Origin of the sequence: Hydrogenophaga crassostreae, assembly GCF_001761385.1 — a bacterium.
In the GTDB taxonomy this organism is placed as follows: domain Bacteria; phylum Pseudomonadota; class Gammaproteobacteria; order Burkholderiales; family Burkholderiaceae_C; genus Hydrogenophaga; species Hydrogenophaga crassostreae.
Genome location: NZ_CP017476.1, coordinates 736,424 through 753,821, shown reverse-complemented (window position 1 = coordinate 753,821; position 17,398 = coordinate 736,424). Strand labels below are relative to the sequence as shown.

The 17,398-nt window shown below is 62.1% G+C and carries 13 protein-coding genes and 1 pseudogene; 8 read left to right on the top strand and 6 right to left on the bottom strand.

The window, feature by feature from the left end; genetic code table 11:
- Nucleotides 1-133: 133 nt before the first annotated feature.
- Together LPB072_RS23805 and LPB072_RS03605 are read right to left on the bottom strand one after the other, a co-directional pair.
- Nucleotides 134-586: pseudogene (locus LPB072_RS23805) on the bottom strand (MBL fold metallo-hydrolase); the annotation flags it as partial.
- A gap of 49 nt (nt 587-635) precedes the next feature.
- Complete coding sequence (locus tag LPB072_RS03605) at nt 636-881, bottom strand: metal-sensing transcriptional repressor (protein WP_066091705.1); 246 nt, start codon at nt 879-881, stop codon at nt 636-638.
- A gap of 242 nt (nt 882-1,123) precedes the next feature.
- On the opposite strand from LPB072_RS03605, the gene LPB072_RS03600 reads away from it, so the two are divergent.
- From LPB072_RS03600 to rocF, 4 genes are all read left to right on the top strand, one after another.
- Entirely contained in the window at nt 1,124-2,005 is an 882-nt protein-coding gene (locus tag LPB072_RS03600) for a PPK2 family polyphosphate kinase (RefSeq protein WP_066092564.1), read from the top strand.
- A 26-nt stretch (nt 2,006-2,031) separates the two neighbouring features.
- Entirely contained in the window at nt 2,032-5,325 is a 3,294-nt protein-coding gene (icmF, locus tag LPB072_RS03595; RefSeq protein ID WP_066091702.1) for a fused isobutyryl-CoA mutase/GTPase IcmF, read from the top strand.
- Nucleotides 5,326-5,512: 187 nt separating this feature from the next.
- The gene (locus LPB072_RS03590; protein WP_197508901.1) at nt 5,513-8,794 is read left to right on the top strand and encodes a PAS domain-containing protein; all 3,282 of its coding nucleotides are present in this window, start codon (nt 5,513-5,515) and stop codon (nt 8,792-8,794) included.
- 62 nt (nt 8,795-8,856) lie between these two features.
- Entirely contained in the window at nt 8,857-9,777 is a 921-nt protein-coding gene (rocF, locus tag LPB072_RS03585) for an arginase (RefSeq protein ID WP_066091697.1), read from the top strand.
- 202 nt (nt 9,778-9,979) lie between these two features.
- Here rocF and LPB072_RS03580 read toward each other — a convergent pair whose 3' ends face one another.
- Nucleotides 9,980-10,279, bottom strand: coding sequence for an antibiotic biosynthesis monooxygenase family protein (locus tag LPB072_RS03580; protein WP_066091694.1), 300 nt, complete (start codon nt 10,277-10,279; stop codon nt 9,980-9,982).
- A 158-nt stretch (nt 10,280-10,437) separates the two neighbouring features.
- Here LPB072_RS03580 and LPB072_RS03575 point away from each other — a divergent pair, with 158 nt between their 5' ends.
- Nucleotides 10,438-11,292 carry a 3-hydroxybutyryl-CoA dehydrogenase gene (locus LPB072_RS03575; RefSeq protein ID WP_066091691.1) on the top strand — a complete coding sequence of 285 codons (855 nt, stop codon included), beginning with the start codon at nt 10,438-10,440 and terminating at the stop codon, nt 11,290-11,292.
- A 111-nt stretch (nt 11,293-11,403) separates the two neighbouring features.
- Here the strand turns inward: LPB072_RS03575 and LPB072_RS03570 are convergent, their stop codons facing one another.
- Nucleotides 11,404-12,354 (bottom strand): pyridoxamine 5'-phosphate oxidase family protein, encoded by a 951-nt coding sequence (locus tag LPB072_RS03570; protein WP_066091688.1) that lies wholly within the window; start codon nt 12,352-12,354, stop codon nt 11,404-11,406.
- Complete coding sequence (locus LPB072_RS03565) at nt 12,351-12,974, bottom strand: glutathione S-transferase family protein (RefSeq protein ID WP_066091685.1); 624 nt, start codon at nt 12,972-12,974, stop codon at nt 12,351-12,353. The genes LPB072_RS03570 and LPB072_RS03565 overlap by 4 nt, the downstream gene beginning before the upstream one ends.
- Nucleotides 12,975-13,075: 101 nt before the next feature.
- Between LPB072_RS03565 and LPB072_RS03560 the strand changes: the two genes are divergently transcribed.
- The 3 genes from LPB072_RS03560 (at nt 13,076) to LPB072_RS03550 (ending at nt 16,639) form a co-directional block, all read left to right on the top strand.
- Nucleotides 13,076-14,011: a LysR family transcriptional regulator gene (locus LPB072_RS03560; RefSeq protein WP_066091682.1), complete on the top strand. Its 936-nt coding sequence runs from the start codon at nt 13,076-13,078 to the stop codon at nt 14,009-14,011.
- A 256-nt stretch (nt 14,012-14,267) separates the two neighbouring features.
- Nucleotides 14,268-15,923 (top strand): Vgb family protein, encoded by a 1,656-nt coding sequence (locus tag LPB072_RS03555; RefSeq protein ID WP_066091679.1) that lies wholly within the window; start codon nt 14,268-14,270, stop codon nt 15,921-15,923.
- A 173-nt stretch (nt 15,924-16,096) separates the two neighbouring features.
- Nucleotides 16,097-16,639, top strand: coding sequence for a hemerythrin domain-containing protein (locus LPB072_RS03550; protein ID WP_157694161.1), 543 nt, complete (start codon nt 16,097-16,099; stop codon nt 16,637-16,639).
- A 10-nt stretch (nt 16,640-16,649) separates the two neighbouring features.
- Here the strand turns inward: LPB072_RS03550 and LPB072_RS03545 are convergent, their stop codons facing one another.
- Nucleotides 16,650-17,387, bottom strand: coding sequence for an SDR family NAD(P)-dependent oxidoreductase (locus tag LPB072_RS03545; protein WP_066091671.1), 738 nt, complete (start codon nt 17,385-17,387; stop codon nt 16,650-16,652).
- Between the last annotated feature and the right edge of the window lie 11 nt (nt 17,388-17,398).

Sequence of the window (17,398 nt, the reverse complement as noted above, 5' to 3'; positions counted from 1 at the left end):
CGGATTTGCCCGCCACCCGCGCGTTTGAGGTTTTTTCCTGCCCGATGCTGGAGTGCGTGCGGCCCTGGTAATCGTGGCCCGGCCACACGGTGGTCGCGTCGGGCAAGGTAAACAGGGTTTGCGTGAGGCTGCGGTACAGGTCACTGGCACTGCCCGACTGGAAGTCGGTTCGACCACAACCGTTGATGAGCAGCGTGTCCCCGGTGAACACATGGTCGCGCCAGACAAAACTCATGCTGCCCGCGGTATGGCCCGGCGTGTGCAGGGCTTTGAGGGTTTCACCACCAAATTGCAGCGTGTCGCCGTCCTTGAGCTGAACGCCGGCGGTGCCGATGTTGCAGCCCACGGGAGCCGCCGTCCGGGCGCCCGCCAGTTCGGCAAGCTTGCCTGCGCTGGTGATGTGGTCGGCGTGGGCATGGGTTTCCACCGCCCACACCAGTTTGAGCCCATATTCGCGCAAGGCATCCAGATCGCGCTCGATTTGTTCGTCCACCGGATCGATGATCAACGCCTCACGCGTGGATTGATCAAACAACACATAGGTGTAGGTGCTGGAAGCGGTATCAAACAGCTGAATCGGTTTCATGGCGGCGACTCCTTGCCCGCAATGGCGGGCCTGGTGAATGGCAATAGGTTCAGGAAAAGCGCGACAACATGTCGGCCACGTCATCGGCTGGCACATCGCCTTGAGCGATCACACAGCCGACCATGGCGAAAAAGGTTTTGTCCAGGGCTTTGCGGGCGGCTGAAAGCTGTTGGGCCACCTTTTCGCAGTCGGTGTCGGTTTCGATCAGCTTCTGAATGCCACGCAACTGGCCTTCAACACGCTTCAAGCGCATCACCAAGGCACGCTTGCGCTCAGGGTCGTGAACAGTCGGCATCGTGTCTCCTCTCGTTTCCTCGTTTAAGAATCAGGGGCCAGGGCAACAGAGAACACGCTCCAGGCAACCCATACCCCGACAGGTATTCTAAATACCTGTCAATTGCCCTGCCAGCCAAGCAGCCTCCGAGCAAAGTGTTATGCGGGTCGCCCCCATGGTCAGGCACCGGTTGCTGCGGTAAGATTCCAAATTGACGTTTACGTAAACGTCAACAAGCCATTGACCATCTGGAGATGCCGCCCATGCCCAAGAAAGAGCCCCTCGCCAATGCCGTGCGCGCACCGAAAAAAGGCCCTTGGTCGCAATGGCAGGTAAAGCCATCAGAAGATAGCGGCCGAAAATCACGCCATCAAGTCAAGCTCAAGACCTTTGACCCCAGTGCCAAGCCGTGGTCGCAGGGGAAAAAAGACGAAGACAAGGCGGCTGTTGCGGCCCTGGCCACCGAAATTGACGGCCTGCAGAACCTGTTTTTTGCCGATGGCCGTTACAAGCTGCTGGTGGTCTTGCAGGGTACCGATACCGCCGGCAAGGACGGTACGGTGCGCGGCGTGTTCAGCCAAACCAGCCCACTGGGCGTGCGCACCGTGGGCTGGAAGGCCCCCACCGAAACCGAGCGGGACCACGACTACCTCTGGCGCATCCACCAGCGCATGCCCGGCGCAGGCGAGATCATGGTGTTCAACCGCAGCCACTATGAAGACGTGCTGGTGCCGGTGGTCAACGAATGGATCACCCCAGAGCAAACCACCCAGCGCTACGCCCACATCAACGACTTTGAGCGCCTGCTGACCGATACCGGCACCGTGGTGCTCAAGTTCATGCTTCACATCAGCTTCGAGGAACAGCGATCCCGCCTCCAGGAACGCATCGACAACGTCGAAAAGCACTGGAAATTCAGCATGGGCGATGTGGCAGTGCGCAAGCAGTGGAAGGCATACCAGCAGGCCTACGAAGACCTGCTCAACGCCACCAGCACGCCATGGGCGCCCTGGAATGTGGTGCCTGCCGACTCCAAGACCCACCGCAACCTGATGATCGCCAGCATCGTGTGCGACACGCTCAAGGCGCTGGACCTGCGCTTCCCCCCTGAAGACCCGGGCCTCAAAGGCCTGCGCATCGAATAAGCCCCACCCGAAAGAAGAGACAAGACATGACCCAGCTTTCCGCCGACTACCAGGCCTTGGCCAACTACCGCCCCACCAACAAGGTGCGCTTTGTCACCGCCGCCAGCCTGTTCGATGGCCACGACGCCGCCATCAACATCATGCGGCGCATCCTGCAAGGCATGGGCGCCGAAGTGATCCATCTGGGCCACAACCGCTCGGTCGATGAAGTGGTGACCGCCGCGCTGCAGGAAGACGCCCAGGGCATCGCCATCAGCTCTTACCAGGGCGGCCATGTGGAGTACTTCAAGTACATGGTGGATCTCTTGAAGGCGCGCGGCGGCGAACACATCAAGGTGTTCGGCGGCGGCGGTGGCGTGATCGTGCCGGCGGAAATCCGCGAGTTGCAAGACTACGGCGTGACCCGCATCTACAGCCCCGAAGACGGCCAGCGCATGGGCCTGGCCGGCATGATCGGCGAGATGGTGATGCGCTGCGACCAGGACATCACGGGCCACGCGCCCAAAACGGTGACCGCGATCCAGGGCCACTCTGAAATGCAGTGGCGCGCCCTGGCCCAGCTCATCACCGCGGTGGAAAACAGCAAGGCCGAGCCTGCGCTGCTCGAAGCGGTTCGCGAGCAAGCCGCCGACAACAAGACGCCTGTACTCGGCATCACCGGCACCGGCGGCGCGGGCAAGTCTTCGCTCACCGACGAATTGATCCGCCGCTTCCGCCTCGACCAGGACGACGCGCTGCGCATCGCGGTGATCTCCATCGACCCGTCGCGCCGCAAGAGCGGCGGCGCCCTGCTCGGTGACCGCATCCGCATGAACGCGATCACGCCCTGGCAACAGGGGCCGCGCGTCTACATGCGCAGCTTGGCCACCCGCGAAGCCAGCAGCGAAATCAGCGCGGCCCTGCCCGACGTGGTCGCGGCCTGCAAGGTGGCGGGTTTCGACCTGATCGTGGTGGAGACCTCGGGCATCGGCCAGGGCGACGCGGCCATCGTGCCCCATGTCAACGTGCCCATGTACGTGATGACGCCCGAATTTGGCGCGGCCAGCCAGCTGGAAAAGATCGACATGCTCGACTTTGCCGAGTTCGTGGCCATCAACAAATTTGACCGCAAAGGCGCGGCCGACGCGTTGCGCGATGTGGCCAAACAGGTGCAACGCAACCGCGAAGCCTTTACCGTGATGCCCGACACCATGCCGGTGTTCGGCACCATGGCCGCGCGCTTCAACGACGACGGCGTGACCGCGCTCTACCAGGCGATCAAGCTGCGCCTGCAAGACTTGGGCTTGCCATTGACCGAAGGCAAGCTGCCGCTGGCCAACGTGCGCCACAGCACCAACCAGACCCCCATCGTGCCACCCGCCCGCACCCGCTACCTGGCCGAAATCACCGACACCGTGCGCGGCTACAAAACCCGCGCCCGCGCCCAGGCCCGACTGGCCCGCGAAGTGCAGCAACTCACCGAAGCCTCGCGCATGCTGGCGGTGGACAAGACCCACCGCCCCAAGGCCTCGGAAGCCGCCATGGACCTGGCCAAAGAGCGTGAAGTCCGTCTGGACGGCGACGCCCGCAAGCTGCTCACCCAATGGCCCGACATGCAAAAGGCCTACGCGGGCGAAGAGTACGTGGTGAAAATCCGCGACAAGGAAATCCGCACCGCACTCACCACCAAGTCGCTTTCGGGCACCGTGATCCGCAAGGTGGCCTTGCCGCAATACGAGGACCACGGCGAAATCCTGAAATGGTTGATGCTGGACAACGTGCCCGGCAGCTACCCCTACACCGCCGGCACCTTCGCCTTCAAGCGCGAAGGCGAAGACCCGACCCGCATGTTTGCCGGCGAGGGCGATGCCTTCCGCACCAACAAACGCTTCAAGCTGCTCAGCGAAGGCATGGCGGCCAAGCGCCTGTCCACCGCTTTCGATTCGGTCACGCTCTACGGCAACGACCCCGACCCACGCCCGGACATCTACGGCAAGGTGGGCAACTCGGGCGTGAGCATCGCCACGCTGGACGACATGAAGGTGCTCTACGGCGGCTTTGACCTCTGCGCCCCGGCCACCTCGGTGTCCATGACCATCAACGGCCCCGCGCCCACCATCCTGGCCATGTTCATGAACACGGCCATCGACCAGAACCTCGACAAGTTCAAGGCCGACAATGGCCGCGAACCCACCGACACCGAAGCCGCCAAAATCCGCGCCTGGGTGCTGGCCAACGTACGCGGCACGGTGCAGGCCGACATCCTGAAAGAAGACCAGGGCCAGAACACCTGCATTTTCAGCACCGAGTTCTCGCTCAAGGTCATGGGCGACATTGCCCAGTACTTCGTGCACCACGACGTGCGCAACTTCTACTCGGTCTCGATCTCGGGCTACCACATCGCCGAAGCCGGCGCCAACCCGCTCAGCCAGCTCGCGTTCACCCTCAGCAACGGCTTCACCTTCGTGGAGGCGTACCTGGCGCGCGGCATGCACATCGACGATTTCGCGCCCAACCTGAGCTTCTTCTTCAGCAACGGCATGGACCCGGAATACACCGTGCTCGGCCGTGTGGCCCGCCGCATCTGGGCGGTGGCGATGAAGGAAAAATATGGTGCCAACGAGCGCAGCCAGAAGCTGAAATACCACGTGCAGACCAGCGGGCGCAGCCTGCACGCGCAAGAAATCCAGTTCAACGACATCCGCACCACCCTGCAAGCGCTGATCGCCATCTACGACAACTGCAACAGCCTGCACACCAACGCGTTTGACGAAGCCATCACCACGCCCACCGAAGACTCGGTGCGCCGCGCCATGGCCATCCAGCTCATCATCAACCGCGAGTGGGGCCTGGCGAAAAACGAAAATCCCAACCAGGGCGCGTTCATCATCGAGGAACTCACCGAGCTGGTGGAAGAGGCGGTGCTGGCCGAGTTTGAAAAGATCGCCGACCGCGGCGGCGTCTTGGGCGCGATGGAAACCGGCTACCAGCGCGGCAAGATCCAGGACGAGTCCATGCACTACGAGATGCTGAAACACACCGGCGAATACCCGATCGTCGGCGTCAACACCTTCCGCAACCCGCATGGCGACGAAGTCATGGAGACGCTGGAACTGGCGCGCTCCACCGACGACGAAAAGCAGAACCAGCTCAAGCGCCTGGCCACCTTCCACGCGGCCCATGCTGCCGAAGCGCCCGCCATGCTGGAGCGCCTCAAACTGGCCGTGATCCACAACGACAACGTGTTCGAAGTGCTGATGGACGCGGTGCGGGTCTGCTCTCTGGGACAAATCACCGGTGCTTTGTTTGAAGTAGGGGGTCAATACCGGCGAAATATGTGATTAAGGGCGGCTGGCGGTTGTTTCGCGCTGCTAGACTGGCGTGAGGTTCACTCACCGAGACATGCTCGACAACTCCACTGAAGCCCCGTTACAGCCGCAAAATGCCCCCGGGGCATCGGTGACGGGGCGCTCTTCTCTGGACCAGAGGATGGTTTTGTACTGCCTGACTGCAGGGATCATCGCTCTCTTGATTGCCTCAACAACGGCATTCCTGTGGCGGGATCGCCAGCAAGCCTTGCAAGACAGCGGTGAACATGCAACGCGACAGGCAGAGCGGCTGTCCCAGGACATCGAACAAACGCTCAAGGTGGTTCGAACAGCCATCGCGCAATTCGATGAGCAACTGCAAAACGCCTCCACGTCGCCTTTTCAGGCGCTGCCATTTTTCCCCGCCGAAACCAATGCCACGCTGCTGGCTTCGTTGCCGCTGCCTTTTGAGCTGCACGCCCTGGCCGCCGAGGGCGTCAACCTGCCACTGGTGGGGTTGGAAAATGCTGGAACGCGCGGTCGAAGAACCCACGTTCATGCCAACGGACCTCCTCCGCCCGGTACCTGGACGCTGGGCGATGTGGGCGACCTGGCGGCCCAGCAAATCATTCCCCTCACCTGGGCGGCCAAACCCAACTTGCACCAAGTCACCGGCTACGGCATAGACCTGTCGTTTGCCGCCGTCCAGGCATGGCTGGAGCGGGATCGCAAGGTGGCCTCAGACCGGGTTTCCCTGTTCTGGCTCAACGGTGATGGCTCTGCCACCCTGTTGGCCCGTTCCCCCATGGCCCCCAAACAGCTGGGCCAACGGGTCACTGCCGACTGGGTGGCAATGGCAATGCAGCAGCCCAGCGGTGTCCTGGACCTGGTCAGCCAACTCGACCAACGGCCCCGCCGGGTGGCCTACAGCCGACTCCAAGGCGCGGCAGGGTCACTGGTGGTGGTCTACGGCGCGGACACCCAGGCCACCCTGGCCAAGTGGCATGCCCAACTGCCTTATTTCGTTTTGTTCGCGCTTTTTCTCGCCTCCGCCATAGCCTATGGCGCCTGGCGACTTGATGCCACGCTGCGCGCCCTCACACAGAGCAAACGCCACTTTCAGTTGATGCTCGACTCCGGCAATGTGTGGGATTGGGATATTGCAAAAAAAGCGCTTCGGTACTCACCGCTGTATATCTCGGGTTTGGGGTATGGCTCGGTCCCCCCGGAGCGCATGGCATCAACCCTGTTCCAGGCAGTACACCCCGATGACATTGGCCGGCTCAAAGCTGCCTTGATGGCGCATTTGAACGAGCGCACGCCCTACGCACTCACTTTCCGCATTCGGGATGGCCACGGTCAGTACCGCTGGTTCGAAACCAAAGGTCAGGCGTTCTGGGACCACAACGGCCTGCCCCAATACATGGCCGGCACCACCTTTGAAGTCAGCGAACGCATCGCTCTCGAAGAAACCCAGCGACAGACGCTCCAGCGCCTGGACATGGTGGCCAACGCATCGCCGGTGTTGTTCTGGACATCCGATCTGGATGGCAAGGTGAACTGGGTGAACCGCCGCTGGCTGGCATTCACCGGTCGCACGATAGACGAGGAGCTCGGCCACGGGTGGCTGGACAATATCCACCCTGATGACCTTCATCGAAGAAATGCTTTTTTTGAGTCGGTAAAAGTCAGTCAGGAAGCCCTTTCCACCGAGTACCGTCTTCGAGACAAAGACGGCGTTTTCCGCTGGGTTGTCGTGCAATGCCTGCCATTTCGCGACGCCGATCAAAACGTCACCGGTTTTATTGGTTCCTGCGTCGATGTTTCAGAGCTCAAGGAAGCCGAACATGCGGCACGTCAGCGCGGCGCCATGCTCGAAGCCGTGTTCAATGTGCTCCAGGACATGCTGTTCGTGGTTGACCAGGATGGCCGGTTTATCCACTTTCAAGGGGCCTCGAATGAAAGCCTCTACCTGCCACCCGAAGCTTTTCTGGGAAAGCTCGTGCGCGAGGTGATGCCCGCGACCATTGCCCAGGTGCTGCATGAGCAACTCAAGCTGGCGGAGCGGGGTCAACTTCAAGAGTTTGACTATGTGCTGCAGTTACCCGATGGCGAAGGCCATTTCGACGCACGCATGGCCAGGTTGCCCGACAGCGATCACTACATGGTGGTGGCCCGCAACATCACCGAACGCGAGCAGTTGCGGCATCAACGGGAGCGGTTGCGGCAGTTCATGACCCTGCAGGCCCGGCTGGCCACCCGGTTCATCAACCTCCCCGTCGTCGATCTCGACCGCAACATCGGGCTCGCGCTGGGTGAAATTGGCGCTTTTGTGCAAGCCGATCGGGCCTACATCTTTGCCTACGACATGAAGGCCCATACCGCCACCAACACCCACGAATGGTGCGGCGAAGGCATCGAACCGGCCATCGATCAGTTGAAGGACCTGAGTCTGGACTTATTCCCTAACTGGGTTGATGCCCATTTGCGGCAGGAGAACTTTGAGGTCGATGACGTACCGGGTTTGCCAGATGGGCCACTGCGCGACATATTGGAGCCCCAGGGCATCCACAGCCTGATCGCCCTGCCCATGAGCTCGTCCACCGAGCTGCTGGGGTTCGTGGGATTCGACGCGGTCCACACCACCCACGTCTACACCCCCGAAGAGGTGGCCTTGCTGAAGCTGTTCGCAGAGATGCTGGTGAACGTATTGGGGCGCCAGCAATCTGAGGCCCGCCTGCATCAACTCACCACCGAGCTGGAATCGCGTGTGGTGGAACGCACCCAGCAACTCGACACCAGCGTCAAACGCCTGAGTCAGGCCAACCGCGAGCTGGAATCTTTCGCTTATTCGGTCTCGCACGACCTGAAATCCCCGGTGAGAAGTGTTGAGGGATTCGCGGCCTTGTTGCTGGAAGACCATGGCAAGCAACTGGATGATGAGGTGCGCGACTACCTCCAGCGCATACAACGTTCTGCCCACCACATGGCCCGTTTGATCAACGATCTGCTGGCCTACGCACGCATCGAACAGATGGACACCCAACTCGCGGCGGTGCCACTGGCCCCCACGATCAGCGAAGTCCTGGATGCCTTGCGCAACGACATCGAAGCCAGCGGAGGCAAGGTAGAGGTGCACATCCCCGAAAGCCTGGCGGTCAAAGCGCACCCGCAAGGGCTGTCCATGGTGCTGCGCAACCTCATTGACAACGCCCTGAAGTTCGCCCGCCCCGGCGTGCCGCCGGAGGTCGCGATCGAAGCTTCCGCCCTCGGAGGTAAGGTCCACCTGTCGGTCAGGGACCGCGGACAGGGTTTCGACATGAAATACCACGACCGGATTTTTGCGATCTTCCAGCGCCTGCACCGGCCGGACGAGGTGAGTGGCACCGGTATCGGACTGGCCATGGTGCACAAGGCCGTGGAGCGCATGAACGGGCGTATCTGGGCCGAAAGCACGCCAGGCGAAGGCGCTGAGTTCCACATTGAACTGCCCAGCGCCTGAGCAGCCAAAAGCCCGGAACACCGGCGTGCCTCTTTTCTGGCGCCATAGCCCACAATAGCCGCATGCAAAAACAAACCGTTCAACTGATTGGCGTGCCCACCGATATCGGCGCGGGCGCGCGCGGCGCCTCCATGGGCCCCGAAGCACTGCGGGTGGCGGGCCTTGCTGCGGTGCTGGAAAGCCATGACCTGCAGGTGCACGACATCGGCAACCTGCCAGGCCCTGCCAACCCCTGGCTACCGCCCGACCAAGGCTACCGGCACCTGAAAGAGGTCGAACAATGGAACCAGACCCTGCACGATGCAGTGCACGCGGCATTGGCCCGGGACCACCTTCCCATGGTGCTGGGCGGCGACCATTGCCTGGGTATAGGCTCTATCAGCGCCGTGGCGCGCCATTGCAGAGAAACCGGAAAAACCCTCCGCGTGCTCTGGCTCGACGCCCACGCCGACTTCAACACGGCCGAACTCACCCCCAGTGGCAACGTGCACGGCATGCCCGTTGCCGTGCTGTGTGGCCACGGCCCAAAGGAACTCACCGGCATCGGCGGCACCACCCCGGCGATTTCGCCGTCGGTCGTTCGCCAGATTGGTATCCGCAGCGTTGACGAAGGCGAGAAACGCTTCGTGCACAAGCACGGCCTCGAGGTGTTCGACATGCGCTACATCGACGAAAAAGGCATGCGCCACACCATGGAACAGGCACTGGCCGGTATGGACGACAACACCCACCTGCACGTGAGTTTCGACGTCGACTTCCTTGACCCGGAAATCGCGCCAGGCGTGGGCACCACCGTGCCCGGTGGCCCCACCTACCGGGAAGCACAGCTGTGCATGGAAATGATTGCCGATACCGGCCGCATGGCATCGATGGACGTGATGGAACTCAACCCGGCCCTCGACGTGCGCAACCGCACCGCGCTGGTGGCGGTAGACCTCATCGAAAGCCTGTTCGGCAAATCCACGCTCATGAGAAAGGGGTGACTTCACCCATCCCCCCGCGCCGCCTTCGGCCTCACCCCCCCAGGAGGGCGATGCTGGCGGCCCGGCAAAGCCGGTTCCGCGGCATCCTCGGTTGAACTTCCCGTCGGTTCAAAAACCTGTTCGGCGCGCAATGTCTGAGCCCGCGGCACCGCCGGTCTGGCTTTGCCAGTCGGCCAGTGCAGCCCCCTGGGGGGGGGGGAGGTCAACCCATGCAGACCAGGTTCATGTGCTCCACCACCGGTGGTTGCTTGAAGAACGGTCCAACAATGCCGCGCCATTCGGCAAACGCAGCCGATTCGCGAAAACCCACCGTGTGGTCTTCCAGGCTGTCCCAGTAAATGGTCAGGATGTAACGGCCTGCGGTTTCGATGCTGCGGTTGACTTTGAAGCCTTGAAACCCCTTTGCGGCTGAAATCACGGTGCGAGCGCCGCGCTCGATGGCTTCTTCAAAGGCGGCGGCTTGTTGTGGGTCAATGTGGATGTCTGCGTGTTCCAGGATCATGCTGTTGTCTCCAGTGATGAGGGCTCAAATGCTGAGCAGGCATCATATCGGCGACAGCCCAACGCCGCTGCTGCGCGACAATCGGAGCCTAGAGGGCAAGGTCTTTCCCTAGCGCCAGGCGCCCAACCCCATTCACCAACCTTTCAGGAGTTTCTTCAATGAGCAAAAGCATCCAGACCGTCGGCATCATCGGCTCAGGCACCATGGGCAACGGCATCGCCCAGGCCTGCGCCACCAATGGCATACAGGTGGTCATGGTCGACATCAACCAGTCCGCCGTTGACAAAGGTCTGGCCACCGTGGCCGGTAGCCTGGACCGCCTGATCAAGAAGGAAAAGATCACGGCTGCCGACAAAGACGCTGCTCTGGCGCTGATCAAAGGCTCCACCAACTACGACGAGCTCAAGGGCGCGCAACTGGTGATCGAAACCGCCACCGAAAACGAAGCGCTCAAAATCAAGATCCTGCAGCAGCTTGACGGCTTGCTGGGCGACGATGTGATCGTGGCCACCAACACCAGTTCCATCAGCATCACCAAGCTGGCGGCCGCCACGAAGCGCTCCGACCGTTTCATCGGCATGCACTTCTTCAACCCCGTGCCCATGATGGCGCTGGTGGAAATCATCCGCGGCCTGCAAACCAGCGACGCCACGCACGACGCGGTGAAGGCGCTGGCCGAGCGCCTGGGCAAGTCGCCGATCACGGTCAAAAACGCGCCGGGCTTCGTGGTCAACCGCATTCTGGTGCCCATGATCAACGAGGCCTTCTTCGTCTTGGCCGAAGGCCTGGCCACGCCGGAGGACATTGATGCGGGTATGAAGCTCGGCACCAACCAGCCCATCGGCCCTCTGGCGCTGGCCGACATGATCGGGCTGGACGTGTGCCTGGCGGTGATGAACGTCTACATGGCCGAATTCAACGACAGCAAGTACCGTCCTGCGCCGCTGCTGAAAGAAATGGTGGCGGCTGGCTGGCTGGGTCGCAAGGCCGGGCGCGGCGTCTACTCCTACTGATATCCAAGGGCCTGGTCACACGGGCACTTCAGGATGCGTTGTGGCCGAAGCATCGGCCGTGCATGGACCCTTTTGGCCACAACGCAAGGTGAACCCGGTGAACGCCATGGGCTAAACGGCTGGCCATTCCCCCAGACCGGTCAGGTACGGAGACCGTTCGACCGGCCCCCAGCGCAGTGGCACGCCGCCCTGCACACGCCGAACATGTGTCACCTCCAGGCGCAACAAGCGTTGCGCGCCCTCGAAAGAGACAAGTTCGACCCCTTGCCACACCACGCTGGCACGGGCCGCCAGGTACAACCGGTCTCCCGTGTGAAAGTCCAGTAGCAACAGACCTGCCAACGGATGCAAGGCCATGTTGCCCAGCGTGTTGAAGAACTGGTTGCCGGCGAAATCGGGCACGGTAAGGCCATTGCCCTCAACTTTCACAAATCCTGGGGTGCCACCCCGGTGTGAAACATCAACCCCATGCCGCCGCTCGGCGCTCGAACCCCACAGCGGGTGGGCGGTGGCAATGAAGAAGGTGTCTGCGGCACGGATCATTGCCCGTGACGCCTCATCAAGGTCCGCACCTTCATAAGCCAGGTGCGCGGCAGGTGGATCGCTCCACCATTCGGGTTCTCGAGCCTGGATGTACTTCGGGCAATTGCCAAAACTCTGTGCAACCTCGACGGTGAAGCCGCTGTCGTTGAGATGCGCCAAACCATTCATGCGGTTGCGCCGCCGCGTATGTGGCTGGATGCCGAGCAGACCGATGGCCGCACCGTCCCGCAACGTGGATGCCAGCGGGTCGTGTGGCAAGGGGTGCGCGCCCACGGTCAGTTGCCCTGGCTCGGGCGACCCCATGAAACCTGGGGCACCGGCGAGCATGCTCGCCCATGGCTGACCGTGAGCGTCAACACTGCCCAGCACCACGAAGGGCAGTGAAGTAAAGAAGGTGCGGTGCTGTTCGGGCATGTGGTCCCGCATCACAAGCGGCCCTATCTGCGCCATCCGCGACTGCACACCAGCCCTCGCCTGCAAGGCCCGCTCACCCGCGTGAAAAGCAGGCGCCGTGCTCATTCTGCAAGCCCCACGGGGGTCTTGACCATGGGCACGAAGCCAGGCAGGGCCTCAATGCGCGCCAGCCAGGCGCGGATGGCCGGATAGGGCTGCAGCGAAATCAGTCCCTCCGGCGCGCGCGCCACATAAGCGTAATGCGCCAGATCGGCCAATGTGGCCTGATCACCGACAAGACAGGGCGCCCGCGACAGTTCCATCTCCATCAATTCAAACAAGCCCGTGGCGCGATCAATCGCTTCCTTCGGTTCGGTCGCCAGCCTCAACAACTGCACAACACGCGCCGAGGCGGCACCATAGGCCAGCGGCCCTGCCGCCAGAGAAAGCCAGCGTTGCACACGTGCTGCACCGACAGGGTCGCGCGGCAGCCACCGACCCGGTGCATAGCGCCCCTCAAGGTACACGAGCATGGCATTGGAATCGCTCAGCGTCAGTTCCCCGTCGCACAGCACGGGCACTTGCCCCAGCGGGTTCAGGGCCAGAAAGGCGGGCGACTTGTGTTCGCCGTTCAGCAGATCGACATCGATCAATTCAAACGGCAGGCCGAGCAGTGAGAGCAAGAGCTCAACCCGGTGACAGTGACCGGAGATGGCGTTGCGGTACAGCTGAATGGAGGATTTCATGGACAACTCCTGGTTGGTGTACCGCGATCTTCATTGCTGCAAGAAAAATGAAAAATGCCTCCATCTGCACATCTCTACTCCAATAAACGGTTTAATCAGGCATGGACAAATTCCGCGCCATGGGCACCTTCGTTCAGATCGCAGACGCCGGCAGCCTCACCGCGGCCGCCTGGGCCATGGGCGCGTCTCTCCCGTCGGTGGTTCGATCGCTCGCGGCCTACGAGGCCGCGTTGGGCGTGCGCCTGTTCAATCGCACCACACGTCGCATCGCGCTCACAGACGAAGGACGTCGCCACCTGGAGAGCTGCCGGCAATTGCTCGCCGCGGTCGAGGACGCGGAAGCGGCACTGAAAGACGACGACACCGAGCCCACCGGCAAACTCACCATCACGGCACCGGTGCTGTTTGGCCAAATGCATGTGGCGCCCATCGTCACGCGCTTCGTCGAACGACACGCCCAGATGCGGTGCCGAGTGATGTTGTTGGACCGGGTGGTCAACCTGCTGGAGGAGGGCATCGATTTGGGCATCCGCATCGGCGCGCTGGAAGATTCGAACCTGATCGCACTGCGTCTGGGTGACATTCGGCGCGTCGTGGTGGCCAGTCCGGCGTTTCTCCGTGCACAGGGTCGCCCTGAACACCCCAACGACCTGATGAGGGTCAACTGTGTGCGCGTGGTCGATCACACCCCCAGCTGGGGACTCTTTCGCGATGGTGGCAAAACCTTCAAGTTGAACGTCAAAGGCAACCTCGAGTTCAACCACATCGCGCCCGCGGTGCAGGCTTGTGCCGCTGGCGCGGGCTTTGGCCAATTCTTTTCTTATCAAGTCGCGCCATTTTTGCAAATGGGTCAACTCCAGACCGTGCTGGAAAACTTCGAAGACGCGCCTTGGCCCATTCACGTGGTGTACCCCCACGCACGCCTCCTGCCCGCGCGCACGCGCGCCTTCATCGACTTTCTTCGCCAGGAAATCAGGGGCTTTGAATCCGGTGCATCCGCCTCGGAGACCCCGCTTTCGCCTCCGGTCAAGTCGTGATGCGCGGCGGCGGGGCGCCGCCACGTTCGGGTCGTTCCAAAGGCAATGCCTTTGCAGGCATCCATGAATCCCGTGGTCCGCACACGCGAATTGGCGACGGCTTGCATCTTGATCACCACAGGCGGCAAAACCCAAAACGGCGACCGCTCTGCGGCACTCAGGAATACCCTGACTTGTCACCGACAAGACTTGCGGGTGAACAGCCCAGAGCCTAAAAGCAGTGGTTACTCCGGAATCTGTTCACTGAAAGGCCTCCATGCACTCCAAGTCAACGCCCGTCCGCCGAGGCTTCGCTGCCGCCACGTTCGCCCTCGCCCTGAGCGGGTGCGCGACGGCGCCAGCCCCGACACCAGCCACCCGCCCCACCGGCTGGGCTGCGCCCGAGACCCTGGTACAACCCTCGGCCTTGCACGGCGTCCACGGCCTGGCCGTCGACGCGAAAGGCCGCCTGCTGGCCGGCACCGTCGTCGGCAACGATATGTGGGAAGTGGACCGCCAGACCGGCAAGGCCAAAGTCTTCATTGCCTCGCCCGAAGGCCAGGCCGATGACATCGCAATTGGCCCGAAAGGCGAGCTCGCCTGGACCTCGTATTTGCAAGGCGTCTTGCGCATGCGTGACAACGATGGCGCGGCCACCCGGGTGGTGGCCAAAGACCTGCCGGGCATCAACTCTCTCGCCTTCGATCAAAAGAACGGCAAGCTTTACGGCAGCCAGGTTTTCCTGGGCGATGCCCTGTGGGAAATAGACCCGAGCGGTCAGAAGCCCCCTCGCGCCATTGCCAAAGACCTGGGTGGCTTCAATGGCTTTGAAGTGGGCCCCGACGGCATGCTCTACGGCCCACTGTGGTTCAAGGGTCAGCTGGTTCGCATCGACCCTGCCAACGGCGCAGTCACCGTCATCAACAGCGGGTTCAAGGTGCCCGCTGCTGCCAACCTGGACGGCAAGGGCAACCTCTGGGCCATTGACACGAAAACCGGCGAGGTCGCCAAAGTGAATCTGGCCAGCGGACAGAAAACGGTGGTGACCCAACTGAACACGGCGCTGGACAACCTCGCCATTTCGCCTGAAGGCACGGTATATGTGTCCAACATGGCCGACAACGCCATCATCGAGGTGAACCCCTCCACAGGCCAAACCAAGACTTTGCTGTCGGGCAAGCTCGCCGTGGCCGGCGGCATGAAGCTGGGCGGCGGCAAACTCTGGATCGCCGACACCTTTGCCTTTCGCAGCATCGATGTCGCGACGGGCGAAGTCAGGGACATTGCCCGCATGCAGGCGTCAGACATCGAGTATCCCGCCATGGTCGGCATGGGCAGTCAACAGCTCGCTTTGGTGTCCTGGTTCACCAACACGGTGCAACTGATCGATCGCAAGACGCTGAAAACGGTAGACATGGTGCATGGCTTCAAAACCCCGTACGACGCCATTCCCATGGACGATGGCAGCCTGCTGGTGATCGAAATCGCCACCGGCAACCTGCTGCGCGTGAGCGGCGCCAAGCACGAGAAGCGCAAGGTCATCGCCTCGGGGCTGACCGGGCCGGTGCAGATGGTGCTGGGCCAGGACGGCCAGCTCTACCTCACCGAGGCGGCAGGCAACCTGGTGCGCATCGACCTGGCCACTGGCGTCAAGACTGTGGTTGCCAGCGGGCTGGCCATGCCCGAGGGCCTGGCCCAAACGCCCTGGGGCAGCTTCATCGTGGCCGAAACCCTGGCAGCCCGCCTGACCGAGGTCGACCTGGCAAGCGGGGAGCGCCGCACCGTGGCAGAAAACCTGCCGATCGGGCTGGAAGGGGGCCCCGGCATGCCGCCTCCTTACAACGTCACGGGTGTCGCTGTGGGCAGCGACGGGGTCATTTACATGAGTGCCGATCGCAACAACGCGGTGTACAAAATCCAGCCCCGGCGCTGATTGGACCCCACCAAAGCCGCCCCGTCGTTCAATCTGAGCTGACTGGGCGGATGCACTACCCGGGTTGCAACCCCAGCGGGTTCTCGGCGATCACCCAACCCTTGAGCCAGATCAAAAGGCGGCCGGCGTTGCCTTCGTAGGATGAAATGTCTCTCACTCTGGAGAACATCACCATGAACGCTGCTCCCGCTGCCCCTGCCGTTTTCGAGTTCCTCGACAGCACCCACCGCGACATCATGGCCCAGTTGATTCAACTGAGCCCCTTGATCGATGCCATCGAGTCTGAAGGGTTGAACGCCGCCAACCGCGACAAGGTCCGCAAGATCTTGCACTTTTTCAATACCGAAGGCCGCCAACACCACCTCGACGAAGAGAAGCATATTTTCCCAGCCCTGCTCAGCAGCCAGGATGAGACGGTCGTTCGCACCATCCAGCGCCTGATGCAAGACCACGGCTGGCTGGAGGAAAACTGGTTTCAAATCGCCCCGTCACTGGATGCCGCAGCAAATGGCAACCTCTGGTTTGATACACGCGAACTGCGCCATGCGTTTGATGTTTTCGAAGCGCTGTATCTGGATCACATCATGCTGGAGGAGTCGGTTGCATACCCCGAGGCAAGAAAGCGCCTGCAAGCCCATGACCGCGCAGGTATGGGTCGAGAGATGGCAGAGCGCCGGTCAAAAACCAATCGCAGAAGCGGCGATTCAAACGCTTGATCCGCCCCCCTCACCAGGGCACCGGTCTGCCATGGTGGTCCCAGAAACCACCCGATTGCGCGGGGCTGAGTCCATCGACCACGGCCAGAATTTCGTCGGCGGCCACATCGGGCGTGCGCACCTGCAAACCGGTTTTGGCGAACGGCCGCGACAGATGCGTGTCCACCGTACCCGGGTGCAAGGCCACGCAAACCGCCGCGCGGTTGTGCCGATTCAGTTCGATCGCTGCGGTGTGCACCAGTTGATTCAGCGCGGCTTTGGACGCGCGGTACCCGTACCACCCGCCGAGGAGGTTGTCACCCACACTGCCAACGCGTGCCGACAGGAACGCTGCCACGCAACGGCCCTGGCGCGGCAACAAGGGAAACACATGTTTGATCACCATGGCCGGACCGATTGCATTGATCAGGAAGCTGTGGCTCAGCGCTGTGGCGTCCAGCTGCTGCCAGCTGCGCTCGGGCGTGGCCATTTCGCCATTGGGCAAGAGGCCGTGCAAGAAACCCGTGGTCACCAGCACGCGGACCAGCGGCTGCCCCCATTGGTTCAGCTGGTTAGCCACATGCTGAGCGCCGCGTTCGATCGACGCGGTATCGCGGTAGTCGAATGCCGGCAGGGTGTCGCGACCCAGCAAGATCACCGCTTCACCGCGCGCAGTCAGCGCTCCCGCCAACGAGGCACCCAGACCACCGCCCGCACCGAGCACCAGCGTGACGCCCTGACGGACAACAGGGAGTTGAGAGGGATCCATGCGCGCATTGT